Raw genomic sequence first — 24278 nt, 5'->3', positions numbered from 1 at the left:
ACAGGGCGGACCACCCGTACGAAGGGGATCAGACGGCGTCGAGGCGAGTGGCGAATCCAGGGTCGCCTAAGGGCCTGTCCCTATGGAATCGAACGCCTACTGTGGCTGCAGCGCCGTCTATGATCCCCCACGAGGTCTGGCACAGGTGCGCGGCAAACATGTCCCTGCTCATTCCATTCTGCCGACCGTGATCGATCCACCACTGGGTCGCTGATAGGCCAGCCCCCAGAATGGAGGCTACTGCTACGGCGACGGGGGACTCCTCGGCATCGACCTCTCGGAGGCCACGAGCGAACTCGTCGGAAATAATCTCCATTGCCGATCTCAGCTGATCTGCGGCCCCACCCTCGCCGGACTCAGAGTACTGGAACATGTGGTTCGTCATGAGGAAACGGACGACCGCTGGATGTTCATCAACCAAGGATACGTATGCGGACACCGCTGAACGGAAAAGTTCGTCGACGGTGCTGTCTGCCTGTCCGGAGAGCAGAGTTGACTGCGCTGACTCCCACATCATAGAACCCAGACGGGCTGCCACGGCGGAGTAGAGCCCAGCCCTGTCACCGAAATGGCGGTAGAGCTTAGGCTTCGACGCACCAGCCTCTTCCGCAAAATCGTCCATGCTCACGGCATCGCCGAACTTTTCGATCGCGCGTATCGCTGCATCGACGAGTTCAGCTTTGACGACGGCGCGGTGGTCGTCCCAGCGCGTGCTTCGAGCGTCGCGCACACGTCGCTGCACTTTCACCGGGGCCGCGGAGATGCGACGGACTACAGACATGACCTCCTACGTTATCAGGATGGCTGACTTGTCGCGCCAGTGACGCACTAGCCAGTGAACATGGGTTGGGTCGACGAGACCCGCGTCAGGCGGATTTGTCTAATCTGGCCACGGCTGAATTGAAGTCTTCGACGGCCTCTAGGTTGGACATGTGACCGACTTTGTCAAGAAGAGTGAATTCAAATAGAACGCCCTTCCGACCCAGGCGCGCTGCGAGATCCACTGAATGGGTCGCTGGGGTCAGTCTGTCGGCATCACCTACGATGACCGTCGCCGGCACCTCCAGCGAGTCAACCCCCTTACTGACGTCGATTGTCGCCAACACTGAACCCCACATCCCGCGCACCTGTGGTGGGCATCGCAACACGATGTCGGCGCACTCGTCGACTACCTCGGCAGTCGCGCCCGGGCCCAGGGTTCCGTAACGAATCAGGCGGCGAGACAAACGCGTCCCCTGCATCTCGGGTCCGGCGACTGCAAGACTGGCCGCGAAGGCCCGCTCAAGTCTCGGTCGTAGCTGTCGGGGAACCTTGAGCAATGTAGACCGATCCACCAACTGTGATGGCCCGGTGCTTGCCAGTACTACTCCGCGGGCCAGCTCCGAAACCGAGGCGGGGTACTCAGCCGCCCAACTCATGATGGACATGCCTCCCATGCTGTGTCCGACCACGACAGCCTTGTCGGCGGGAGTCGCCACTGCCCGGACTACGGCCTCCATATCATCGGCCAAGAGCTTCGCCGAGAACGGTACCCGGCCCCGGTCGCTCAACCCGTGTCCGCGTTGGTCGTAGACCACCACCCGATGCGTCGCCGCGAACTGCTCGACCTGCGGACGCCAGAAACGTCCCTGACAAGCCCAGCCGTGACTAAAGACTAGGAGCGGAGCATCCCGGCCCGGACCGAATTCCTGAGCGAACAACTTGGTCCCGTCGGAGGAAAGGACCTCGAGGTCACGCGATCCTCGCGACGCACTCGCAAACTCAGAGGTCATCGAAGCTCACCGTGACAGAATCCGTCAGCGGAAGTGCCTGGCATGCGAGCCGTTCACCGTCGGCAACATCACCCTCAACGAGGATGTGGTTCTGGGCCATTTCTACATCACCCTCGACCAGCTTGCATACACACGCGCTGCAGGCTCCTTCTCGGCAGGAGTACGGGGCATTGTGGCCTTGGGCCAGTAGCACGTCGAGCAACGGCGTGTTGCGCGGCCACTCAGTCGTGATGGACTGCCCATTCAGATAGACCGTAGCGGTCGCCACACCGTCGTCGTCACCAAGCTGACGCATCGTGGCTGTATCGAACGGATCCCCGGTCAGTGACTGGAAGACTTCTCGATGTACCGAGGAGTGCTCGACACCGCAGGCCTCCGCCGACTTCTGCACCAGATCCATGAACGGCGCCGGACCACAGGTGAAGATCTGTGCACCGCGGTGCTCACGTATGGCGGACTCGACATTCTGAGGCGTCGGAATACCCATAGCCGACTCCAACCAATGGAAGACGGTGAAACGCTCAGGAAACTCGGAGACGATCTGCGTCAGTTGCCCCCCGTACATGATCGACTCGGCATCGCGGTTCGCGTAGAATAGTGTGACCTCGCCCCCGCCGCACACAAGTGCCGACTTAATCAGCGAAAAGACCGGAGTGATCCCACTTCCTCCTGCGAAGAATAGAAAATCAACGTCGAGATTCTTCGCCGTGAAATGCCCTGACGGCGGGAGGACGGTCAATTCCATTCCCGTAATCGCGTTATCGCACAGCCAGTTCGATGCGTAACCGTTCTCGGTCCGCTTGATGCCGATCTCGAGACGGAAGTCGTCGACGTGAGGCGAGCTGCTCAATGAGTAGCACCGTGCGACATGACCGGTCCGATCAGATGGGATCTTGACGGTGATGAATTGCCCTGGGGTATGCTTGAATTCCTCGACCATGGCGTCGGGGATTTCGAACGAAATGGTAACGGAGTCTTTCGTTTCCTGGATCACTTCCGAGACGGTTAAGGTGCGTGAGCGGGCCGCCGCGGCAGCCGGACGTGAATCGGGTTCGACGGTCACTTGAGGATCCCCTGTCTACGTGCGACCGCGTAACCCGCTCGTGTCAGTGGCGCCGCGATGTCCTGGTAGCGGGGACCGATCACCCGTGCCACGAAGTCGAAACCGCGGGCGTCCGCACCGATCAGCACTCGCGCTCTCTTCTTGTCCATACCTTTGAGGATTGTCGCCGCTGCTTTATCCGGGGTGCTTCGTGCGATCCTGTCGAACAGCGAGGCGACAGTCGCGGTGTCTGCCCCCATGGCGGAAACGCCTCGGGCATTGTTGACGATGTTGGTTTTTACACCCCCCGGGTGCACACATGTCACTGTGACCGGGTATCGACTGATTTTCATCTCCTGTCGGAGCGCCTCGGTGAAGCCTCTGACGCCGAATTTCGCGGCATTATAGGCGCTTTGGCTGGGGATTCCGATCAAGCCGAAGACGCTCGACGTGTTAATGAGATGTCCGTCCCCGGACGCGATCAGGTGAGGCAGAAACGCCTTCGACCCGTTAACGACTCCGCCAAAGTTGATGCCCATGAGCCAGTCGAAGTCTTCCCAGCTCATGTCGACCACGTCGACGCCCAAGGCCACGCCGGCGTTGTTGAACACCATGTCGACGTGGCCCGACTCTGACCGCACTCCGTCGGCATAGTCCTGAAAAGCAGCGCGGTCCGCAACGTCTAGTACGGCGGCGGTTACCGTTGCCCCATGCGTGGTGCGGCAAAGTTCTGCAGTCTCCTTCAAGTGCATCTCATCAATGTCGGACAGTGCCAGTGCGGCACCTCGCTCCGCCAACTGGAGTGCCAGAGACCGACCGATCCCTGACGCGGCACCGGTGATCACTGCCACCTTGCCGGTATAGTCATGCCGATTAGAACTGCTCACCGTCGTCCCACCATCTCTTCGAATCGTGTCTCTCCGTGCGTTCGGGCTCAGGCGATGTCGTACTCGGCGGGCTCGAAATCTTTCGTGGCGCGCCAGTACTGCCATGTGAAGCCCGGCCACACGGTCCGGTTGACGCCCTGCGAGTCGAGATACCAACTCGTGCAGCCGCCGTTGGTCCACACTCCCTTGGCCAGCTTCCGCTGGATGTCGGTGTTGAACTGTTCTTGCACGGACGGGCGTACGTCAACCTTCTCAGCGCCTCGGCTTTCTACTGTGTCGATGGCCTTCATGATGTATTTGATCTGTTGCTCGATCATGAACACCACTGAGTTGTGGCCGAGGCCCGTGTTGGGTCCGAGGAGGAAAAACAGGTTGGGAAAACCCTCGGTCGTGATGCCCAGGTGCGTGTTAATCCCCGTCTGATGCCAGTGGGACGGGAGATCCTCGCCAGTGGCACCTTTCAGGGCGAGCTGATCGAAACCATCAGTCACGTGAAAACCGGTCGCATAAATTATAACGTCCACGAGATGCTCGACACCGTCTGAAGAAATGATGGAATCAGCGGTCACCTTCTCAATCCGATCGCTGATGACAGTGGTGTTAGGTGCCGCAAGCGCCGGGTAATAGTCGTTTGACCCCAGAATCCGCTTACAGCCGATACGATACGACGGGGTCAGTTTCTTGCGCAATGCCGGATCAGAGATGGAGCGTTCAATGTTCCACCGAGCGACCTTTTCAATTGGCCGCATGAGGTTAGAGTGACCGTTGAGGCCGAAGGCCAGGCTCTCCGCACCCCAGTACACCGACCACCTGGCGATACGACGTGCAATCGGGAGTTTACTCAGAAGAGTCCGCAGGGCCGGCGGAACGGAGAAATTCTTGCGGGGTAGGACCCAGGCAGGGGTTCGCTGGAAGACCTTGAGGGACATGGCCTCCTTCTGCACGAAAGGTACAAACTGGATAGCGCTGGCACCAGTGCCGATCACGGCGACACGCTTGCCCTCCAGATCCACCGAATGATCCCACTGTGCGGAGTGAAACGCTTCGCCTTTAAAGTCCTCAATCCCCGAAATTTCGGGAAAATTGGGGATATGCAGCGCACCGACTCCTGACACCACGAACTGAGCAATGTACTCACGTCCGGACTCAGTACGCAGGTGCCACCGCGACTCCGACTCGCTCCAGTATCCAGAAACCAACTTCTGACCGAAATGAATCTTTTGTGTCACGCCACGCTTATCCGCGACATCCTGTAGATACCGCTCAATTTCTGGCTGTGACGACCACACCTTCGACCAGCTACCTCGACTCTCGAATGAGTACGAGTACATCAGCGACGGAACGTCACATGCACAGCCCGGATAGGTATTGTCGCGCCAGGTCCCACCGACGGAGCTTGCCTTCTCCAGAATCAGAAAATCGCTATACCCGCGACGTCTAAGCTGCGCGGCCATCCCGAGACCAGAGAACCCGCTTCCAATAATCAGAATCTTGGTCGAAATCGGGTCGTTGGTTGAATCCGTCTTGGCGGTTGCGCGCGAGGCGCGCCGGGTAGTCGATGATGCCATGTTTATGCTTTCTCCCTCGTAGGTTGGATCGCACAACACATCACCTGCGCACAGTGGCGGCAGGTGATCTGTTGAGGCGGAAGTGATCGCGAAGCCATCGAGAATGCTCCGCACAGGTCTAACTGATGTCGATCACGACGGCTCGGCCGCGTGAACGGAGATCAGCGAAGATCGTCGGGAAGGCTCCGCGTCGCACGCCACATGGCCATTGTGAACTTGCCTTCCAACATTCCCGCCTCATGGAAGAACCGAATCATGGGCTCCGACATAAATTGCAGGTTGGTCCGATAGTTTGGGCTGGTCTGCTGCGCCCACACGCCACGCCAGCGACTAATTCCCACTGCGGGGTACACTTTCGGATTAATGAGCAGCGGGTACGCCAGGTTCGCGATGACGGCAAGCACCCCTCGGTGCCAAGCGCGCGTCGCCTTACGACGACGCTGCATGCCTTCGATCATCTCCAGTCGCGCAAAGGTAATGTGACGGGCTTCCTCAAGGACGTGGATCTTCATGAGCTGGCGAAGCTGAGGCTGCATACTGGGGTCGTTCATCGCCTCGCGCTGGGCGCGGTCCAGGATTTCCTCGATCAACAGCGTAGCTCCAGACACCGACGGCCCGAGAGGGACGAAATGCAGGATCTTCGCGAAGCTCAAGAAGCCCTTAGGAAGCTTGTAGGGGGGCACGCCCGTCTTGTTGATGAGGCGCGCGAACATAGTGGAATGGCGGGACTCATCGCCGATCTCTGTCAACGCGTATAGAGACTTCTGATCGGTTAAAGCCCCCTTCGCCGACATGCGCAGAAGCGCTGAACTCAACAGATTCTCTGCGTAGATGCCGAAACTGAGGATGCTCACGATCTCATGGCGCCCCAACTCGCGACGCTGCTCCTCAGTCATCTTGTCCCACAGCCTGGTGCCGTATAGCGACACTCGATGCTCTGGCAGAAAGCACTTGCCTTCCTCCCAGGGCGACTCCCAGTCGATGTCGATCTCCGCGTCGTAGAACTTCTCCGCGGAAGACCGCAGCAATCGACCCGCAGATCGTTCCATGTCGACGGGCTTACGCCCGTTCACCCGAGCCATGCCCTCCTTCGAAAAGTCGGGGTTCATCTGGACATCCTGCACGGTCATGTCTTCTCCTCGGTCGTTCAAGGCTGGGAGTCGGGGCCTGGCGCCCAGTACCCATTACTCATAGTATCTGGTACTGCTAGTATCCACGAACTGCGATATTTGTCAACGCTCAGTGCGAAGAAGGTAGGACTGCATGTCTGACGACCATGACCTCGACTACTCCGGCGAAGGAACCCTGGTGTGCCGCGGGGCGGAGATCCATGTCGAAGCGAAGATCAAAGGCTATTTCCAGCCGCTGAACGGCCTGTACACCTGGTATGGCCGGATTCAGAAGAATGATGAGCTCGACGGGCTCCTGAAAGGCGCCCGCGCGATCGCTGTATTTACGACCCCCGAGGGCCGAGCGGAGTGTGTCGTCGGGGATCCCGACTTCTGGGGCCGATACCGCATCTCAGGCAAGAGCACTCCGCCATACCACCTGCCCACCACTCTCGAGGAAGTCGAGAACATGGTCGAGCACCACCACAAGTGACAACCATCCACCGCCGCACGGACATTCGCGAAACGGGTCCGCACGATTGGGTCGCCCACTTCAGGTCGAGAGGATATTGCACATGGTGAGTTCGTCTCCCATTCGAACCCGCCCGTCGAGAGGGGGCGAGAAACTCGGCGAGTACAGTCCGACCCTTGAGCGGGTTGCATGGTTTACCCTCCGCCGCAAGGGAATTGTGACGCTGGTCTGGCTCGGCGCCGCCATCGGCTTAGGCCTTCTCTTTCCTCAACTGGAGTCAGTGATACGGGAACAATCTGTGGATCCGATCCCGGCCGGAGTCCCGTCTTTTCAGACCTTGGACCGTATGGGTGCATCTTTCGACGAGCGCGGCGCCAAGACCACAGTATTCGTTGTGATGGAGAACAGTGCAGGCCTGTCCGACAACACCCGCGATCGATATCACGTGCTTGTCGACACCCTGCGGGCGGACGACAGGCACGTCATCGCTGTCCGGGACCTGCTGAGCGATCCCCTCACCGCAAGTCAGGCTCTCAGCAAAGACAAGCAAGCCTGGTATCTGCCCGTGGGAGTGGCCGGCACACTCGGGGGACCCGATACCGCGGAGGCGGTCGCAGCGGTGCGTGAGATCGCTGAGAGTATCTTTCGTGACAGTGGGACGACAGTCCGTGTGACAGGCCCGCCCGCGACCTTTAGCGACCAACTCGCCGTGGGCGAGTCGGATCTGGTCCTGATCACTGTTGCCACCGTGCTGCTGATCGCCGTGATCCTCCTGATCGTCTATCGTTCGGTCTTCACCGCGCTGATGCCGCTGCTTGTCGTGGGCATGAGCTTGGCTGTGGGTCGCGGAGTTCTATCTGGACTGGGCGAGCTGGGCATGCCGGTATCCCAGTTCACGTCAATGTTCATGACCGTCATCATCTTTGGTGCCGGAGTTGACTATTCGGTGTTCCTCATCAGCCGCTATCATGAAGGTATTCGAGCGGGTTACTCTCCTGATGTCGCTATCGCCCACGCGAATGCAACTATCGGCCGCGTGGTTCTAGCGTCGGCGGGCACTGTGGCCCTAGCGTTCCTGGCTATGGCCTTCGCCAAGCTCAGTGTGTTTAACACTTTGGGTCCGGCCTGCGCAATCGCCATAGCTTTCGCATTCTTGGCGACGGTGACATTGCTGCCCCTCGTACTCTCTTTCGCTGCCAAGAAAGGCGCCGGCCTTCCCCGCCGTGACCTGACGCGGGATTACTGGAGAAGAGTCGGAGTCATGGTTATCCGGCGGCCGGTCCCTCTGCTCGCGATCAGTGTGGTCGTGTTGATCGGCCTCGCCATGGTCGCCGCAACAATTCAGATCACCTACGACGATCGCGAGGGGCAGCCACCTGACACAGGGAGCAACGAAGGATACGCGCTTCTCAACCGCCACTTCCCGAAAGACATCATCATCTCAGAATTCTTGGTGGTGGAGTCCGAGAACGACATGCGCACGGCTCAAGGCCTTGCCGACCTCGACCAGCTAGCCTCCCGCGTCGCGCAGATTCCCGGCGTGACCAGGGTCATTGGCGTGACGCGGCCGACCGGTGAGAAGCTAGAGCAGGCGCAATTATCTTGGCAGAATGATCAGATCGGTACCAAGATCACCGAGGAGACCGGTGATGGACAGGCCCGCAAGGGTGATCTGGCCGTCCTGAAGGCGGGGTCAGAGCAGCTCGCCGGAGGCCTGGCACTGTTAGAAGACCAGATATCCTCCAACCTCGCTCCGCTGTCGGGGTTGCTCGACGAGGTGTCGTCATTTGGCCCGCAGCTCGACGAGTATCGGCCGCTTGTGAACCAACTGGCGAACGCTGCCCCAAGGCTTAGACAGTTTTCCAAGCAAGCGCCCGAGCTGTCTCAACTCGCACGTCGGGCCCAGTCTGCGGCAGATGCGGTCGCGCCGGCGTTGTCCGCGTTAGACAATCCGTGGTGCCAGCAGATCGCGCAGTGCTCGGCACTGCGCGCGCAAATGGCCGACATCCGGGCACTCGCGGATGATCAGTCGCTTGGGAGGGTGGCTGACTTTGCCGCGCAGCTCGGCCGCGTGAGTGCGCCAGGCTCGACCAACATTGCACAGCTGCAGCGTTCTCTTCAAACGCTGGATTCTGCACTACAAGCCATCGGCGGACAGGACCTCGGGAACAGGCTCTCGCAACTCGAATCCGGCGTCGGCGCACTTGCCGACGGCGCGCGTCAGTTGTCGAACGGAGTCGGTGCTCTGGTGGACAGCAACCTTCAGCTACTCAGTGGACTGGCACAGGTCGCCGCACAGCTTCGGGCTCCCGCACGGGAGGTCGGCGATTCTGACTCGGCAACCGGCTTCTATCTCCCCGCGGATGCGTTCAAGGACCAGCAGTTCAGTCAGGTCGCTCGACAGTTCATCTCGTCCGACGGGAAAACCGTGCGCTATGCGGTACAGACCGCCTACGACCCATACTCTGCCGATGCAATGACGCTGGCGAACGAGCTGTCCAGCGTCGCCGAGAACGCGATGCCGAACACCACTCTGGAGGGCGGACGTGCTTCTGTTGCGGGCTTTCCTGCGATCAATGCCGACGTCCAGCGACTGTTGTCGTACGATTTCAAACTGCTCGGCATAGCCACCCTTCTCATCGTGGGTCTGATCCTGATGCTGCTGTTGCGGGCCGTCGTTGCACCTGTCTATCTCCTTGCAACCGTCGTCTTGAACTACATGGCGGCTCTCGGTATTGGTGTGCTCGTACTTCAACACATCCTCGGTGCCGGGATCGCCTGGCCCGTGCCACTGGTGTCGTTCATTGTCTTGGTGGCGGTGGGCGCCGACTACAACATGCTGCTGGTGTCACGGCTGAGAGAGGAAACGAGGTGGAGCGTGCGGGTCGGCGTAATGCGTACCGTCGCTTACACCGGGTCGGTCATCACCTCGGCTGGGTTGATATTCGCGGCCAGCATGTTTGGGCTGATGGTCGGGTCCATCGATGTGATGGTGCAAATCGGGTTCATCATCGGTGTCGGTTTGCTGCTCGACACGTTCCTGGTGCGGACCTTAGTAGTCCCGGCGCTAGCGGTGCTGCTGGGCACTGCGAGCTGGTGGCCGGGTGACATCGACCGTTTCCGGCTCGCCCCTTGACCATCGCAAAAGTCACGCGGACGGACCCATGGGGATCTGACAAGCGTCGGTCGCTGAATATCCCGACCATTCCGTCAACAGGTAGGAGGGGCATAAGCATGACGCAGCACCGTCGCCCGTGATAGATGAGTTGCGTCCTAATTCAAACGCTAGCTGCACTGACCTTGGTACGCGGCTGGCTGGTGGTTGAACCGCCCCGGGTCTGTCGGAGGCTCTCGAACCTGTGAAGGATGGAGAGCATGGCAGCACCACGCAAGTACAGTGAGGAACTCAAGGACCGGGCCACCCGGATGGCATGTGAAGCGCGACGAGATCCCGATTCGTCGAGAGGTGCGATCAAGCGGATCGCCGATCAGCTCGGAGTCCATCCCGAGGCGTTGCGCAATTGGGTTCGTCAGGCCGAGATCGACGGCGGGGTCCGCCCGGGCACCACGAGTGAGGACGCTGACCGCATCGCGGCGTTGGAGCGGGAGAACCGTGAACTGCGGCGAGCGAACACGATCTTGAAGCAGGCTTCGGCTTTCTTTGCGGCGGAGATCGACCGCCCACAGCGCTGATCGTGGAGTTCGTCGCGGCTCACCGCGATGAACACGGAGTCGATCCGATCTGTGCGGCATTGCGCGATACGTCCGCCCAGATCGCTCCGTCCACGGTACGAGCCCACCTGAGCCCCCAGAAGACCGAGGCGCCTCGTGTGGTGCGTGACCGGGAGCTCCTTACCCAGGTCCGCGCGGTGCATGCCGACAACCTCGGCGTCTACGGTGCCCGCAAGGTGCATGCCCAATTGCGCAGACAGGGCCATAGTGCTGCCCGCTGCACCGTCGAGCGATTGATGAAAGCCGATGGGCTGCAAGGGATAGCGAGACTCAAGACACGCAAGACCACGCGCAGCGAGGGAGCTGAAACACCCCGGCCGGCTGACCGGGTCAACCGTCAGTTCACCGCGGCGGCACCGAACGCGTTGTGGGTGGCGGACCTGACCTACATCCGCACCCACTCGGGCTGGGTGTACGCGGCGTTCGTCCTGGACGTGTTCTCGCGGATGGTCGTCGGCTGGCAGGTCTCGACCACCATGCACACCGACCTCGCCCTCGACGCCCTGAACATGGGATTGTGGGCACGGTCGCGTGCCGGCCACGACGTGGCCGGGCTGATCCACCACTCCGACCGCGGAGTGCAAGGCGGATTCAACTGGTCGTCGCAACACCATGATCATGGAGGTGTTTGCGGTGGCTACGGCGGACTGGAGTCGGAGGACCAGCGATGTGGCGGTAGGTGTTCGTCGGCAGTGGCGTGCTGATCGTGCACTTCGGCCGGCGATGCGATCGCCGGGGCGGCCGGAGCCGTCGCGGCAGGTGCAACGTGAGTTTTGGCGGGTGGTCGCGACGGGGGTGAGCACGGCACAGGCATCGATCGCTGTCGGTGTGTCGGTGCCGGTGGGTACACGCTGGTTCCGCCACGCTGGCGGCATGAGGCCGCTGAGTCTGGATGAGCCTTCGGGCCGCTATCTATCCTTCGCCGAACGGGAAGAGATCGCGCTGCTACGCGCCCAGGATCGTGGGGTGCGTGAGATCGCACGGTGGATCGGGCGGAGTCCGGCCACGATCTCGCGTGAGCTACGGCGCAACGCCGCAACCAGGAGCGGGAAGCTCGAGTATCGGGCGTTGGTGGCGCAGTGGAAAGCCCAGCAGGCCGCCAAGCGCCCGAAAACAGCGAAGCTCGTGGCCCACGTCGAGTTGCGGGAGTACGTACAGGACCGCCTGGCCGGCGTTGTCCGCCGTCCCGATGGCACGATCGCTGCGGGCCCCACGCCACCGCCATGGAAGGGGCTTAACAAACCGCACCGGGCCAACCGGCGGTGGTCGCTGGCGTGGAGTCCAGAGCAGATCTCCCAGCGTTTGAAGGTCGACTTCCCCGATGATGAATCCATGCGTATCAGTCACGAGGCGATCTACCAGTCCCTGTTCATCGAGGGCCGCGGCGCGCTCAAACGTGAGCTGGTCGCGTGCCTGCGCACCGGACGTGCACTGAGGGAGCCGCGGGCCCGCTCGCGCAACAAGCCGCAGGGTCACGTCACCTCCGATGTCGTGTTCAGTCAGCGCCCTGCCGAGGCCGAGGACCGTGCCGTCCCCGGGCACTGGGAGGGTGATCTGATTATCGGAACTGGGAGATCGGCGATCGGCACGATCGTTGAACGTCGTAGTCGTGCAACACTTCTGGTGCATCTGCCACGCCAGCAGGGCTGGGGTGAGCAGCCGCCTGTGAAGAACGGGCCCGCACTCGGTGGCTACGGTGCCATCGCGATGAATGCAGGACTGACAGCGTCGATCGCCGCGCTGCCGCAGCAGTTGCGCAAAACGTTGACGTGGGATCGCGGCAAGGAACTGTCCGCTCACGCCCAGTTCGCGATGGACACCGGAACGCAGGTGTTCTTCGCCGATCCGCACTCACCGTGGCAGCGACCATCCAACGAGAACACCAATGGTGTTCTGCGCCAATATTTTCCTAAGGGAACTGATCTGTCGCGGTGGTCAGCTGAGGACCTCGAGGCCATCGCCTACACCCTCAACAACCGTCCTAGAAAAGTCCTTGGATGGAAAACTCCCGCCGAAGTCTTTGGCGAACAACTACACTCGCTACAACAACCCAGTGTTGCATCGACCGATTGAACGCGCCCAATTCCGATCGCGAAAATTCGTACACGCCTTGAACACTCATGGACTCACGGGGTCGATGGGCAAAGTCGGAGCGTGCGGGGACAACGCAGCGATGGAGAGTTTCTTCGCACTCCTGCAACGCAACGTGCTCGACCGCCAACGCTGGGACACCCGCGAGCAGCTTCGGATCGCGATCGTCACCTGGATCGAACGGACCTACCGCCGCCGGCGCCGGCAAGCCCGCCTCGGTCGGTTGACGCCTGTCGAGTTCGAAGCAATGATCAACACCGCCGCTGCCGCGGCATGACACCCAAACTGTCACCTATCCGTGCAGCAGTCCCCATCGGCAAATGCATTGCTTCTATAGAAGTGTGCCCACCGAACGCTGACGACGTTCGGTGGGCACACTTGCGCCCTATAGCGGCGCTAATTCGATACAACCGGCAGCTCGCCCTGCTCATGCTTCGCGCGTAACACCTTCTTATCGAACTTGCCCACGCTCGTACGCGGTACCTGCTCCACGAACGTCCAGTTCTTCGGGATCCACCAGTGTGGGATCTCCTCCGGGCAATTTCTTAGGCACCACTCGTGAAGCGTGTCAGCCGACACCTTGCGACCCGGTACCGGAACCACCACGGCGAGAGCTGTTTCCTGCCACCGGGGGTCGGGCATCGCGACAACCGCGGCCTCGGCGACATCTGGGTGCGACATGATCCAGTTCTCGAGCTCCACTGACGAGATCCATTCGCCCCCTGACTTGATGACGTCCTTGGACCTGTCGGTCAGCGTCAGGTACCCGTCCGGGCTGATGTGTCCCACGTCTCCGGTCCGCAACCAGCCATCCCGAAACCTCTCGGCGTCCTCGAGCCGGTAGTAGCTGCCTGTGACCCACGGACCCCGCACTTCGAGTTCGCCGACGGACTTGTCGTCACGGGGAACCGGCAGGCCGCCCTCGTCGATGAGGCGCATCTCCACCCCGCAAATTGCCCGTCCCTGTCGCTTGCGGTACGACATTTCCTTTGTGGGGCTGATCCCGGCGGGAGGCCGACTTACCGCTGCAAGCGGGGACGTCTCAGTCATGCCCCACGCCTGGATAATCTGTACGCCGAAGCGGTCCGCAAACCCTTCGATCAACGACTGCGGGACAGGAGCTCCACCACAGGCGACAAGGTCGATTGATGACAAGTCGACACCCGGATTCGCGATACCGTACTGAAGAAGATCGTTCCAGATTGTCGGTACTGCTCCTGCCTTCGTGGGGCGATGCTGTTGGATCAAGTCGGCGAGCGGCGCCGCTTGAAGGTATCGATCAGGCATGAGCAAGTCCGCGCCGGCCATCAGCGACGCGTAGGGCAGACCCCAGGCGCTGGCATGAAACATCGGCACGACGGGAAGTACACGATCGGCTTCTGCGATCGCCAGAGCGTTACCAGTACACGCTGCAATGGAGTGCAGAAACACCGAGCGATGACTGTAGACGACCCCCTTGGGATCGCCTGTAGTGCCGCTCGTGTAACACATACCCGCAGCCGACCGCTCGTCGGGATCGACCCAAGAGAACATTGGTGATTCTGCTGCGAGCGCGTCATGGTATCGCATCACGGTCACGCCGTGGCCGTCGAGCGGGGAGGTGTCGCCGTCGCCGGTAACGAACACAACCCGAACCGTCGCCAAGCCCGGTAAGACCGCCGCCAACAACGGCACCAGCGACCCGTCCACAATGATGACCTTGTCTTCGGCGTGGTTCGCGATGAACTGCAGCTGAGCCGGTGACAACCGGATGTTCAGCGTATGCAGCACCGCGCCCATCGCGGGTACCGCAGCGTACGCTTCGAGGTGCTCCTGGTTGTTCCACAGCATGGTTGCCACGCGGTCGTCGCCGACCACGCCGACCCGGCGCAGAGCATTCGCCAGACGTGCGCATCGCTCTTCGAGATCGCCGTAGGTTGCGTACCGGGCAGAGTCGCTCGCGGAATAAGTAATCACCTGCCTATCAGTATGATTGGTTGCGACGTGACGCAGTATCGATGACACTGTCATCGGCACCTCCTGCATGGTGTTTTTCATCAAATTCTCCTTTCGCGGCGGACGCTGGATCATTCGGCAGGTCCGTAATCCTGGATCTGCCAGCCGTTCTCGGTCTTCAGCACGACTACTTTCAACAGTGTGGGGAGTTCGCTCGGCTGAGGGTTCTGAACATTCTGGGTCTTCTGGGTGGCGAAGACCAGCACCGTGTATTCCCCCCGGTTCTCGCTGGCGCTGCCGGTGACACTGGTCGCCAGTACGCGTCCCGACGCTTGGACCTTGGCCTGTTCCATGATTTGGGTCAGGGTGGGTTCGACATCGTCGTATCGCTTGACCAACGCATCGCTGGCATTCTCTTTCACTTCGGTAAAGAATGCGCCGGTGTTTTGGTAGCTGTAGGTGAGCGACTTTGTGGTGTAGTCCGATGCTGCCTGCGCTGCCTGCGCTCGTTGTGTGGCAGCGTTCTCCGCGGACGTCTTTGCTTCCCTCATGTCAATGTAGAGGTAAGCAAAGAGGCCGGCCAGCACCGCGAGTGCCACCACGAAAGCGCCGGCGGCCACCGCCTGGACGCGTGCTGATCTCCATCGGTGCCTGGCATCGGACGTCGGGGGGCTTGCCTCGTCCGGGGCGGGACCGTCTTGGGACGTCGCAGATTCTGTAGCACCAGTGGCGTCGCTGCGATCTGCTTTGTCGGAAGCCGCAGTCAGCTTATCCTCAGCGCTGCTGTCCTTGGATTCTGGTCCGTTGTCTTGTGCCGTCATTTGCTGCCTTCTGTGAATGCTGGTGTAGGAGGTATCCATCGGGCGTCAGCGAGGTGATGGCGTGACGGCGATCGGAATCTGCGCCTGCCCCCGATGTGACGCTGGGAATGTTCGAGCCAGAAGATCACCGATCGATCCGAAGTCGATGTATGTGTCTGCGACTTTCGCCGTCGCCGGCTTCACCGCGCGGGTAATGGCGACAATATCGGGCTGGAGTATCTGGATGTAGCCGCTGAGCTTTTCCACTAGCTTCAGGATCGGTGGCCATTTGTCGTAGGACGTAGAAGTGAAAACGATGAACGCACGTTGGATCCTCGCCAAACCGTCGACGGCATCCGGGGTCCGGACCGACGCGGTGCTGAGCACACCGCCCACGTTCGACATAAGGCCCAGGAGGAACTCGGCATTGTCCGCAGTGGTACGGACGGCACCGTCGTCACCGACGAAGTCCACGAGGCGGTGCATCATGTCTCCGATCGTGTCGAGGTCCTTTTGCCGGCCGTCGACTGCCGCCGAGATCGTTTCGTTGATGGACTGAATCGATGCTGGATCGAGCGCGTCCGCCACTGCCGACATTTTCGGGAGCACCTGGGGAACGGATTGCGACACGCGGATGGCGCCGGCGGGCACTAGGTCCCCACTACGCAAGTACTCACTGGTGGTTGTGCCCGGTGGGATGAAATTGATGTATTGTTCTCCCGCGACCGAGAGGTTCTGAATCGTCATGACACTGCCGCGAGGAATCTTATAGTCGGAGTCGATGGACATGTCGACGGCGAGCTGATTACCTGTGACGCGAATAGATGTCACTTTTCCCACCGGCACCCCCTCTAACATTACCGGTGATGTGTCTAGAAGGCCGCCCGAGCTCTCGAGTATGGCCGAGATCGCGTAGTCGGTGCGGAACGGGTTTACCCGTGCCACGTCGATGATCAAGTATGTCGCTCCGACGAGGAGAACGAGGACAAGGGCAACCAGCGATACGAGGGTGCTGCGGATCATGGCATCATTCCGATCGCTCGCAAGACGGTTATGAACGACTCGGCATCACGCCGCGCCAGTTCTCGGCCATCGATAGACACATCGGAGACGTTGATATCTGGCGAGCTGACGAATGGGATGAGCCTTTCGCGTATTACACGAGCCGCCTTGTCGGAAACATCCTTGGAGTAGATGTCCGAGTACGCGATGGACGCGACCACTGGCGCGATCGCGCCCACCGTTTCCTTGATGCGGGAATACTCAGGGTCGACGATACGGCCTGCGGATACCGCGAAGTCGCGCAGATTAGCGATGAGTAGCGCTACGTCAATTAGCGAGTAGCCCAGACCATAAAAGTTCACTCCCCCCTTGGTCAACATTCGGTCTGTACCTGACGGGTCGGCCAGGATCACTTTGAGTGTGCGATCGGCTGACTGCAGGATTACGTCGAGTTTGTCGGTGTTGGCAGACACCTCAGACACGGTGCGCAAGGTCGTGCGGTAGAGCGCATCGAACTGGGCGGGGTCACTCGGAAAAGTCGAGTTCAGCGTCGATATCGCGGTATGGATTTTATCGAGTTCACCCCCGCCCAATACGTTAGCCATACCCCGCATCACGTCCTCGACGTTGGCAGCCGGTTCGGTGCGTGAGAGAGGTATTACCGATCCCGCGCGCAGCAAGCCTTGGGTGGACTGCTGTGCAGGGGGAAGGATGGCCACATAAATCTCGCCCAGGAGAGTGTCTTGGCGGAGTTCCGCGCGCGAATCTTCCGGCAGCTGGGCGTCTTTATCAATTCGGGCAGCAACCAGCGCGTGGCCTCCGTCGTAAGCGACGCTGGTGACGGCACCGACGTCAATCCCTCGAGAGAGGACTTTGGCACGGGCAGGCAAGTTCAGAGCACTCGTGAACTCGATCTCGATGTCGTAGCCGTCTCGGGCGGATGATCCACCGATGGTCGGCGGGTTGTCAGCACTGATGCTGCAGGCGGCGAGGGCGATAGTCGCTACGAACAGCGTCACGATCGCGGCCGTGACACGACGAAGGTAGCCGTAGATCATCATCGAGGTTGCCCTCCGATCAAGTTGGCGATCGTCGCCGCTTCGTTACCCGTCGCGCAAACGTCCTTGACGGAAGGAGGAGCGCACGCGTTCTTGAGGGCCTGCAGTGGTACAGATATTGCGAATGCCCGCAGGATCGACTTCGCATCTGGATGCTCAACGATGAGGTCAGCTGTTCGAGCGGCGACGGACGCAAGTATGTTTTCTTGCTTGCCCGCTTGCGAGAGGAGGGGAACCGCAGCATCTCCAAGTGAGAAAATAGGTGGCCCGAAGTCAGACGATAGGCGCGACAGGATAGGGACGAAGGTGCCTGCGTACTCTGTTGCGGCGCCGAATGTTTGACCGAAAGCAACAATCACCTCAATTGCGCCTACGAAGTTGTCGAATAGCTGGGTCACCTCAGTACTGTTTTCGGTGGCAACACCGGTTAAGGTGGCGAGATTGGCTACAATCCTGCGTATCTGGCTATCACGCCGGGTCGGATCGTTGATTAGCGTGGCCGAGTCCTGGAGAATGCCGGATATATCACCCTGGGTCCCTTCCATGTTTTTCGAGACGAGTGTAAGTGCCTGAAGAATCGCATCCGTGTTACGTCCGTCGTCCTTGACGAGTTCGTCTGAAAGAGTGCTGATCGCGTCGAGCGTTTGACTAATCCCCAGTGGAGTCCTGGTCTTTTCCAGTGGGATACACTCAGCCGACTTGTAATATTCTCCGCCACGATAGGGATGGGTGAACTCGATTTGTCTTTCGGTGACAATCGAGGTGGACACCAGGGTCGCACCCACATCTGCGGGAAGCGGCACGGTCTTGTCGATCCGCATATCGACACGCACACCTTTCTGTCCCTCCTCGTGAATGCCTACGACCCTGCCCACCTTCTTGCCGAGCATCGCGACGGAATTGCCTTCGTACAGACCTGATGCGTCAGAAAACTCCGCACATAGTGATCGCGTGTCGTCGTCGGCTGTCGCATAGTCGATTCCGACGCCGCCGATCACTACTGCCAGTGTGACAATGGTGGCGATCGGGATCAGATGCCGACGCATCCGCTCCGTCAACATTTGTTATCACCAATCGGGATACAGACGCGGACGGTCGGTTCAGGACTCGCAGGTCCGACCTGCGGAGCATTGAGGAGAATGCTCAGTCTTCTGGTGATCTGATCGACCTGGGCCAGCGCGTCTTGGTAGGCGGGCATCTGGGCCGACACCTTGTTTAGAAGGATCTTAAACTGCTGTACCGATGGTTCTATACCGTCGCGGTACGCGACAAGCGGCCGGGTCAGCAACTTAAAAAGACGACGTAGATAATCGAACCCGCTCTGGACGTTGGCGATGTCTGGTCCAAGGGTGCGGGCAAGGAAGCTGAGCTGGCGTAGGAAGTCCACGAGTACCTGCTTGCGGTTTGCGAGGGCAGCGACATACTCGTCGGACAAAGCCACCGTCTTGTCGAGTTGTGCGTACTGACGCTCCAGCAAGTCCATCAGGCTGCTCGCGTTTTGCAGGGCATCAGGGATATTGGTGTTTCCGTCGGAAAAGGCATCCTGTAGCAACGCCGCCGTGCGCCGTAGATCAACACCACGCACGTCACGGAACACCGGTGTAGATGTCTCCAGGGTGCTGGAAATATCATAGGTGCTGCCTGTCTGCACCAGTGGGATCGCGCCGTCAATGGCCGACGGGCCTGAACCTGGGTCGAGGTCCAATACACGTCCACCGATAGGGGTGAGGAGACGGACGTTCGCCGTCGCGTCCGACCGAACGGCAATCGAGTCATCCAGCCGGAACCGCACGGTGATGAACGTTCCGGTCAGGTCGACCGACGCTACCTTGCCTTTCCTGATCCCGGCGATACGTACCTGGTCGCCAGCTTCCAATCCGCCGGTATTGACTAACTCCGCGCTGTAGATAGTTTGTCCGGGCGGCGAGATATACACAGCTCCGGCGGCGACGAGACCGGCCACCGTGACCATCGTTACGACCCCCGCCAGGATGAGGTCCCGCCGACGCTGCGGGCGGTGATGCGGACGCTTGCCGAAGAAACGGGTCACTGGCACACCACCAGTCGTTGACCCATCAGGGCGATCTGCACTGTTCTCGGTAGGTCGAGCACCCCTCGGGCACACCCTGCCGCCGAGGGCGGGGGAGTCGCGTTGGATGTTGCGGCCAGGGCGTCCAGGAGCGGCTTCAGGAGAACGGCACCATTCAGTAGGCCTTCTGTATCCCCTGGCTCCCGCACTAATCTCTGAAAGATAGCCGCGAAGCTGGTGTCGTAGGTCGACTCGATCTGCTCACCGGCGAGTACAGTCTTTGCCATCGAACGGTTGACCTCTCGCAGCGAGGCCCGCAGTCGATCGCTCACGCGGCTGAACGCATCGACGATTGACCCCAATTTGTCTATCAACTCAACCAGTTCAGCGGAGCGCCCCATCAACTGGTCGGACACCTGCCCCAGGCTCGTCACAATATTGGTGATGATCTCTGAACGCTGGTTCCCGTAATCAGTGATGTTCGCGACTTGCTTCATGACTGGTGCGATACCTCGACCGTCTCCCTGGGCAACCCGTAGAAGGTTCGACTGAAGCTCGTTGATTTCCGCAGTATTCAATGTATCGAATACTGGTTTGAAACTGTTGAATAGTGTCGATACGTCGAAGGACGGGACGGTCTTCTCGAGTGCCACCTGTGTGATCGAGTCCTGGTCGGCGCCTTGTCCGGCATTGATGAGTTCCACATACCGCTGCCCCAGCAGATTTTGGTAACGCACAGCGGCAGTCGTCGCGGGGGTAATCGCGACACCGTCATCCAGTTGGAAACGGACGATCGCTGTTGAGCCCTCGAGATCGACAGCCGTTACATATCCCACTTTCACTCCAGCGAGTCGTACCCCGTCGCGGGGCTTGAGTCCGGAAGCGTCGGCAAACACCGCGGAACGCTGCGAACTGGGTGACCCTTCGTTGGTCGGCTGCAGAATCGCGATGATGACATATGAAAGGACTCCGATGAGAGCGATGAAAGCGACGATTTTAATGATTGTGGGTGTTAGCGACCTCAGAGTCATCGCGTGGCACCCCCCATTCTCAATGCGCCTTGTAGGGCAGGCGACGTCTGGACCACCAGTGCTAGCTGGAGCTGGACCCGTTCGTTGAATTTCGGCAAGGCTTTGTCGATGCCATCGAGGATCTGCGGGATCGTGTACACCGTGCGAACTAGCCCCGAGGCGGATCTGGCGACGGGCCGCGCTAGGTCAAGGCCGACGTCTAACAGCGAACTCAGGGCTGGGTAATTCTTATCGAGCAGGCCGCCGAGCCCACCGAAAAGAACCTTTCCCGTGTCGCCGAGATTACTCTTCGTGCGGTCGATGTTTTGTTGGGTGGCGAAAAAGTCAGCGATATCGACGTTCTTCAAGACGCCAGGGACAAACGGCGTCATGAAGTCGGCGACTCCGGTGGACAGGTTAGCCGCAATTCCTAGGTCCTCCCCGACCGGCCGTTTCTGGACATCTCGCGTGAGTTGCGCAATCTGGAGAACGAGTCTTCCGCTATCAGCCATTGCCTGCGAGTCCTCAACGATGAACCTCACTACCGCTTCAAATGAGGGCTGGTCCAGTGCCTCGACCAGCGTGGAGATCTTGCGAACAAGCGTTGACACCGAGGTCTGTTCAGATTGCAACCTGCTCACGTAGACACTCCCGCCGGAACCGATGGGTGGTCCTTGTCCAGGATCTACGATCTCCAGTGCAGTTGGTCCCAATGCGTTTGACGAGGTGTAGTTCACCGTCATGCCCTGCCGGAGAACTAGGTCGTTACCGGAACCGGTGAGGTTGATTTTGACCGCCGCGCCACGGTCTCGAACCGCGATGCTCGAGACCTCCCCCACGGTGAACCCAAGGTACTTCACATCCGATCCCCCCTTCAATCCGTCGCCTATCGCGTCGGTGTTGATGGTCAACGACGTGTGATCGCTGAAGTCGCCGTTAGCGTCACTTATCAGTAAGTAGGCAGCTATCGCGCCGAGGATCAATAGGGCGACCCCCCGAAGGGCCAGGTTCCCGTGCGACGGCTCGCGTCCGGACGGATCATGAAAGACAGCCACTGAACCCCCTACCCTGAAATCCGTACGCCGGAATCGAATCCCCACATCAGAAGGGTCAAGATCATGTCCTCCACGACGATGACTATGAGGCTCGTGCGGATCGCTCGACCGGACGCTCGACCCACCCCCTCAGCTCCGCCTGTGGCGAAGTAGCCCTGATAGCTATGGATAATCACTACAGAAATGACAAATACAAGAACTTTGATAAGCGAGAAGGCAAGATCCTGAGGTTTGAGGAACTGGTCGAAATAGAAATCGTAAGTGCCGCCGGATTGGCCGTGAACTTGTGTGACGACGAGTTTGGCGGCCCCGAATCCGAGAATAAGCGCGACGATGTACAAAGGAATCACGGTCGTGATCGACGCAACTACGCGAGTGCTGACGACGAATGGAATAGGACGTACCGCCATAGCCTCGAGAGCGTCGATCTCCTCGGAAATGCGCATCGAGCCGATCTCAGCTGTCAACCGGCAGCCGGCTTGTGCTGCGAACCCGATCGCCGCGATCATTGGCGCAAGCTCTCGGGTGTTGGCATAGGAAGAGATGAACCCCGTCAGTGAACCCATCCCTACGAGGTCCAGAGAGGCGTAACCCTGGATACCGATTGAGGCGCCGACGGCGATGCCGAGGATGGCGAGGACGATGGCCGTTCCACCACCGACCAAGACTGCACCTCTACCCCAGGCGAATTCTTGTATGTAGAGCAGGGTTTGGCGTCGGTAGGTGGTGATCACATGGCGGATGCCGAGGACCGCGGCGATCACAAAGGTCGCGACGTGCCCCAAGCGTTCAGGTACGTGTACAACTGGCGCGATCACGGCTTCGACAGGGCGGGTGGCGGCGGAGAACCTCCGGGAGGGAACGGTGGTCACGAGGCGTTTCTCATCCAATAGTTTGGGGGACGAACATGGTTGTTAATTGCGTGATAAAGACATTGATCACGAAGCATGCGACGACGCCCAGTACTACGGTGGCATTTACTGAGGTTGCGACGCCTTTAGGGCCGCCTTTCGTCGACAGGCCGCGGTGACAAGCAATCGTCACCACTACAAGTCCGAACACAAGCGATTTGCATAGAGCGACAACGATGTCTGTTATCGATGCGAACGAAGCGAACGAGGCGACGTAGCTGCCTGGTGTGATGCCTTGGACGTCGACGCTGATGGCGTAGCCCGCCAGCAGCCCGGTGAAGACGATTAGCATGCAGAGCAGCGGCGCGGTGATCAACACAGATACGAACCGGGGCGCTACGACTCGCCTGATCGGATTGAGTCCGAGTGTCTCCATGGCAGCAATTTCTTCGCGAATCGTTCGAGCACCCAAATCAGAGGCAATCGCTGATCCGGCCGCGCCCCCGAGTAGGAGGGCGGTAACGATGGGCGCTCCCTGTTGAATAATCCCGAGGCCACCAGCGGCGCCAGCTATTGACGTGGCCCCAACTTGCTGAGTGAGGCTACCCACCTGTACTGACACGATGACACCGAATGGCACAGCTACGAGAATCGCCGGCAGAGTTGTCACGACGATGACGAACCAGGTCTGCGATACGGCTTCGCGAAACGGAAATCGTCCTGTAGCAATGTCTACTGCTACCCACCGCAGGGCCTGACCAGCCAAGCCGACGGTGTTACCAAAAGTGGCAGCGCCGTCTAGCAGACGGTTGACGCCTGTGCCGGTGGTGATGGCCATCTCCCCCCCTAGTGCGCGTGGTGTGCGCCACTCCATTCGCGTGTGCGTAATGGACAGTATCAGGTACTGGCAGTATTACCTATAGTGGTGAGCACAGACCGTGTTCGGGACCGGTTCCCACACCTCATCGATCCCCCCGCACCCTGTTGCGTAGGTGGCGGGCTGAGTTAAGGACAACGATCAGAGATGACCCCCGAAGCAAGACTGCCGGCACACTCGTCCCAGTGCATGGGCTGCGGAAGCAGCAACCCCCACGGACTTCAACTTGAGGTCTACCGGAGCGGCGAGCGGGTGTACGCCGATCACACCTTCGACGAGAAACACCTCGGCGCGCCCGGGTTGGCGCACGGTGGCGCGATCTCGGCCGCCTGCGACGACATCATGGGTTTCACCCTGTGGATCGCGCGGACCCCCGCGGTGACCCGCACCCTGACCGTCGAATACCGCCGGCCGGTCCCGCTGCACACTCCCATACGTCTCACTGCCTGGATTGACCACGAGTCGGATCGCCTACTGCACATCGCGGCCGCCGGATCGTTCGATGAGCAAACGTACTTCACCTCTAGCGGTGTTTTCGTCAAGGTCGACGTTGCTCACTTTCGACGTTATGCCGACGTATCAACAATCGATGACTTCTTCGCCAACTTCACGCGGTCAGACTGACGCCGCACGCGTCTCCGTTCTGCGCGCCGCCAACTCTGCGAGGTACGCGACCACGTTCGGCGATCCACCGCCAGCGGTCAGGCTGCGACGGTCAACAGGGCTGGAACTGCAAACGCTCGGCCTTCCACTGCCGGTTCAGTAGCGACAGGAAAACAACACCGCAAGGACCGGCTTGACCGCGAGGGTCAGGCCGAGCGGATTGCCCGCCCACCAGTCGCGGCGCTGCAGCATCAGGCTCGTACACAGCGGCTGAACCATAACGGTCACCGGCAGCACTGTTCTCACAGGATTGGAGGGGAGGGCGGCGAGCTCCCTCGAATGTGCAGCTCTCTTCCTTCCGTCCTGGCTACAGTTGAACCGCCCC

23 protein-coding genes, 1 pseudogene and 1 other annotated feature are annotated in these 24278 nt (G+C 60.1%); of the genes and pseudogenes, 7 read left to right on the top strand and 17 right to left on the bottom strand.

What is annotated here, in order from left to right; translation table 11 throughout:
- Positions 1–28: 28 nt before the first annotated feature.
- From BCM27_RS00530 to BCM27_RS00505, 6 genes are all read right to left on the bottom strand, one after another.
- Positions 29–781, bottom strand: coding sequence for a TetR/AcrR family transcriptional regulator (locus BCM27_RS00530; RefSeq protein WP_004021760.1), 753 nt, complete (start codon positions 779–781; stop codon positions 29–31).
- An 85-nt stretch (positions 782–866) separates the two neighbouring features.
- A complete protein-coding gene (locus BCM27_RS00525) occupies positions 867–1772 on the bottom strand; it encodes an alpha/beta fold hydrolase (protein ID WP_004021761.1) in 906 nt (301 codons plus the stop codon).
- Positions 1762–2835 carry a ferredoxin--NADP reductase gene (locus BCM27_RS00520; RefSeq protein WP_004021762.1) on the bottom strand — a complete coding sequence of 358 codons (1074 nt, stop codon included), beginning with the start codon at positions 2833–2835 and terminating at the stop codon, positions 1762–1764. Before BCM27_RS00520 ends, BCM27_RS00525 begins: the two co-directional genes overlap by 11 nt.
- Positions 2832–3701 carry an SDR family NAD(P)-dependent oxidoreductase gene (locus tag BCM27_RS00515; protein WP_004021763.1) on the bottom strand — a complete coding sequence of 290 codons (870 nt, stop codon included), beginning with the start codon at positions 3699–3701 and terminating at the stop codon, positions 2832–2834. The genes BCM27_RS00520 and BCM27_RS00515 overlap by 4 nt, the downstream gene beginning before the upstream one ends.
- Positions 3702–3748: 47 nt before the next feature.
- Entirely contained in the window at positions 3749–5269 is a 1521-nt protein-coding gene (locus BCM27_RS00510) for a flavin-containing monooxygenase (RefSeq protein ID WP_004021764.1), read from the bottom strand.
- A 161-nt stretch (positions 5270–5430) separates the two neighbouring features.
- Complete coding sequence (locus BCM27_RS00505; protein ID WP_004021765.1) at positions 5431–6399, bottom strand: AurF N-oxygenase family protein; 969 nt, start codon at positions 6397–6399, stop codon at positions 5431–5433.
- 133 nt (positions 6400–6532) lie between these two features.
- On the opposite strand from BCM27_RS00505, the gene BCM27_RS00500 reads away from it, so the two are divergent.
- The 6 genes and pseudogenes from BCM27_RS00500 to BCM27_RS25995 form a co-directional block, all read left to right on the top strand.
- On the top strand, positions 6533–6871 hold the full coding sequence (locus tag BCM27_RS00500; RefSeq protein ID WP_004021766.1) for a DUF4873 domain-containing protein: 339 nt from the start codon (positions 6533–6535) through the stop codon (positions 6869–6871).
- A gap of 82 nt (positions 6872–6953) precedes the next feature.
- Positions 6954–9986, top strand: a complete 3033-nt coding sequence (locus tag BCM27_RS00495; protein WP_004021767.1) for an MMPL/RND family transporter — start codon at positions 6954–6956, stop codon at positions 9984–9986.
- A 239-nt stretch (positions 9987–10225) separates the two neighbouring features.
- The gene (locus tag BCM27_RS00490; protein WP_004022138.1) at positions 10226–10543 is read left to right on the top strand and encodes a transposase; all 318 of its coding nucleotides are present in this window, start codon (positions 10226–10228) and stop codon (positions 10541–10543) included.
- Positions 10504–10632 (top strand) — a sequence feature (AL1L pseudoknot). Its footprint overlaps the gene before it by 40 nt.
- Entirely contained in the window at positions 10546–11286 is a 741-nt protein-coding gene (locus BCM27_RS00485) for an IS3 family transposase (RefSeq protein WP_014928955.1), read from the top strand. It overlaps the preceding feature by 87 nt.
- Positions 11201–12655, top strand: a complete 1455-nt coding sequence (locus BCM27_RS00480; RefSeq protein ID WP_078114170.1) for an IS30 family transposase — start codon at positions 11201–11203, stop codon at positions 12653–12655. The genes BCM27_RS00485 and BCM27_RS00480 overlap by 86 nt, the downstream gene beginning before the upstream one ends.
- Before the next feature lie 4 nt (positions 12656–12659).
- Positions 12660–12950, top strand: a pseudogene (locus BCM27_RS25995) (integrase core domain-containing protein); the annotation flags it as partial.
- Positions 12951–13069: 119 nt separating this feature from the next.
- On the opposite strand, the gene BCM27_RS00470 reads toward BCM27_RS25995, so the two are convergent.
- Genes BCM27_RS00470 through BCM27_RS00425 form a run of 10 tightly spaced genes read right to left on the bottom strand, consistent with a single transcriptional unit; the run spans position 13070 to position 23179 of the window.
- The gene (locus tag BCM27_RS00470; protein ID WP_004023299.1) at positions 13070–14710 is read right to left on the bottom strand and encodes a long-chain fatty acid--CoA ligase; all 1641 of its coding nucleotides are present in this window, start codon (positions 14708–14710) and stop codon (positions 13070–13072) included.
- Positions 14711–14739: 29 nt separating this feature from the next.
- Complete coding sequence (locus BCM27_RS00465; protein WP_223258800.1) at positions 14740–15468, bottom strand: hypothetical protein; 729 nt, start codon at positions 15466–15468, stop codon at positions 14740–14742.
- A gap of 6 nt (positions 15469–15474) precedes the next feature.
- Entirely contained in the window at positions 15475–16431 is a 957-nt protein-coding gene (locus BCM27_RS00460) for an MlaD family protein (protein WP_004023297.1), read from the bottom strand.
- Positions 16428–17471 carry an MlaD family protein gene (locus BCM27_RS00455; RefSeq protein ID WP_004023296.1) on the bottom strand — a complete coding sequence of 348 codons (1044 nt, stop codon included), beginning with the start codon at positions 17469–17471 and terminating at the stop codon, positions 16428–16430. Before BCM27_RS00455 ends, BCM27_RS00460 begins: the two co-directional genes overlap by 4 nt.
- Positions 17468–18529 carry an MlaD family protein gene (locus tag BCM27_RS00450; protein WP_004023295.1) on the bottom strand — a complete coding sequence of 354 codons (1062 nt, stop codon included), beginning with the start codon at positions 18527–18529 and terminating at the stop codon, positions 17468–17470. Before BCM27_RS00450 ends, BCM27_RS00455 begins: the two co-directional genes overlap by 4 nt.
- On the bottom strand, positions 18523–19518 hold the full coding sequence (locus tag BCM27_RS00445) for an MlaD family protein (RefSeq protein ID WP_004023294.1): 996 nt from the start codon (positions 19516–19518) through the stop codon (positions 18523–18525). Before BCM27_RS00445 ends, BCM27_RS00450 begins: the two co-directional genes overlap by 7 nt.
- Entirely contained in the window at positions 19515–20528 is a 1014-nt protein-coding gene (locus BCM27_RS00440; protein WP_004023293.1) for an MlaD family protein, read from the bottom strand. Before BCM27_RS00440 ends, BCM27_RS00445 begins: the two co-directional genes overlap by 4 nt.
- The gene (locus BCM27_RS00435; protein ID WP_004023292.1) at positions 20525–21562 is read right to left on the bottom strand and encodes an MlaD family protein; all 1038 of its coding nucleotides are present in this window, start codon (positions 21560–21562) and stop codon (positions 20525–20527) included. The genes BCM27_RS00440 and BCM27_RS00435 overlap by 4 nt, the downstream gene beginning before the upstream one ends.
- A gap of 8 nt (positions 21563–21570) precedes the next feature.
- A complete protein-coding gene (locus tag BCM27_RS00430) occupies positions 21571–22434 on the bottom strand; it encodes an ABC transporter permease (protein ID WP_014928961.1) in 864 nt (287 codons plus the stop codon).
- A gap of 10 nt (positions 22435–22444) precedes the next feature.
- Entirely contained in the window at positions 22445–23179 is a 735-nt protein-coding gene (locus BCM27_RS00425; RefSeq protein WP_033206584.1) for an MlaE family ABC transporter permease, read from the bottom strand.
- A gap of 258 nt (positions 23180–23437) precedes the next feature.
- Here BCM27_RS00425 and BCM27_RS00420 point away from each other — a divergent pair, with 258 nt between their 5' ends.
- Positions 23438–23914 (top strand): PaaI family thioesterase, encoded by a 477-nt coding sequence (locus BCM27_RS00420; protein WP_004023289.1) that lies wholly within the window; start codon positions 23438–23440, stop codon positions 23912–23914.
- Between the two features lie 135 nt (positions 23915–24049).
- On the opposite strand, the gene BCM27_RS26170 is transcribed toward BCM27_RS00420, so the two are convergent.
- Positions 24050–24181 carry a hypothetical protein gene (locus BCM27_RS26170; RefSeq protein WP_257881396.1) on the bottom strand — a complete coding sequence of 44 codons (132 nt, stop codon included), beginning with the start codon at positions 24179–24181 and terminating at the stop codon, positions 24050–24052.
- Positions 24182–24278 lie beyond the last annotated feature (97 nt).

The sequence above is a fragment of the Gordonia terrae genome (assembly GCF_001698225.1).
GTDB classification, from domain to species: Bacteria; Actinomycetota; Actinomycetes; order Mycobacteriales; family Mycobacteriaceae; genus Gordonia; species Gordonia terrae.
Note: the sequence above shows the minus strand (reverse complement) of the source record. Positions and strands in the feature narration are given on the sequence as shown.

What these genes read in the sequence shown, in the direction of transcription:
- BCM27_RS00530 (WP_004021760.1), bottom strand. Translation starts at nt 781, where the DNA reads ATGTCTGTAGTCCGTCGCATCTCCGCGGCCCCGGTGAAAGTGCAGCGA.
- BCM27_RS00525 (WP_004021761.1), bottom strand. Translation starts at nt 1,772, where the DNA reads ATGACCTCTGAGTTTGCGAGTGCGTCGCGAGGATCGCGTGACCTCGAG.
- BCM27_RS00510 (WP_004021764.1), bottom strand. Translation starts at nt 5,269, where the DNA reads ATGGCATCATCGACTACCCGGCGCGCCTCGCGCGCAACCGCCAAGACG.
- BCM27_RS00505 (WP_004021765.1), bottom strand. Translation starts at nt 6,399, where the DNA reads ATGACCGTGCAGGATGTCCAGATGAACCCCGACTTTTCGAAGGAGGGC.
- BCM27_RS00500 (WP_004021766.1), top strand. Translation starts at nt 6,533, where the DNA reads ATGTCTGACGACCATGACCTCGACTACTCCGGCGAAGGAACCCTGGTG.
- BCM27_RS00495 (WP_004021767.1), top strand. Translation starts at nt 6,954, where the DNA reads ATGGTGAGTTCGTCTCCCATTCGAACCCGCCCGTCGAGAGGGGGCGAG.
- BCM27_RS00490 (WP_004022138.1), top strand. Translation starts at nt 10,226, where the DNA reads ATGGCAGCACCACGCAAGTACAGTGAGGAACTCAAGGACCGGGCCACC.
- BCM27_RS00480 (WP_078114170.1), top strand. Translation starts at nt 11,201, where the DNA reads ATGGAGGTGTTTGCGGTGGCTACGGCGGACTGGAGTCGGAGGACCAGC.
- BCM27_RS00470 (WP_004023299.1), bottom strand. Translation starts at nt 14,710, where the DNA reads ATGAAAAACACCATGCAGGAGGTGCCGATGACAGTGTCATCGATACTG.
- BCM27_RS00465 (WP_223258800.1), bottom strand. Translation starts at nt 15,468, where the DNA reads ATGGATACCTCCTACACCAGCATTCACAGAAGGCAGCAAATGACGGCA.
- BCM27_RS00460 (WP_004023297.1), bottom strand. Translation starts at nt 16,431, where the DNA reads ATGATCCGCAGCACCCTCGTATCGCTGGTTGCCCTTGTCCTCGTTCTC.
- BCM27_RS00455 (WP_004023296.1), bottom strand. Translation starts at nt 17,471, where the DNA reads ATGATGATCTACGGCTACCTTCGTCGTGTCACGGCCGCGATCGTGACG.
- BCM27_RS00450 (WP_004023295.1), bottom strand. Translation starts at nt 18,529, where the DNA reads ATGTTGACGGAGCGGATGCGTCGGCATCTGATCCCGATCGCCACCATT.
- BCM27_RS00440 (WP_004023293.1), bottom strand. Translation starts at nt 20,528, where the DNA reads ATGACTCTGAGGTCGCTAACACCCACAATCATTAAAATCGTCGCTTTC.
- BCM27_RS00420 (WP_004023289.1), top strand. Translation starts at nt 23,438, where the DNA reads ATGACCCCCGAAGCAAGACTGCCGGCACACTCGTCCCAGTGCATGGGC.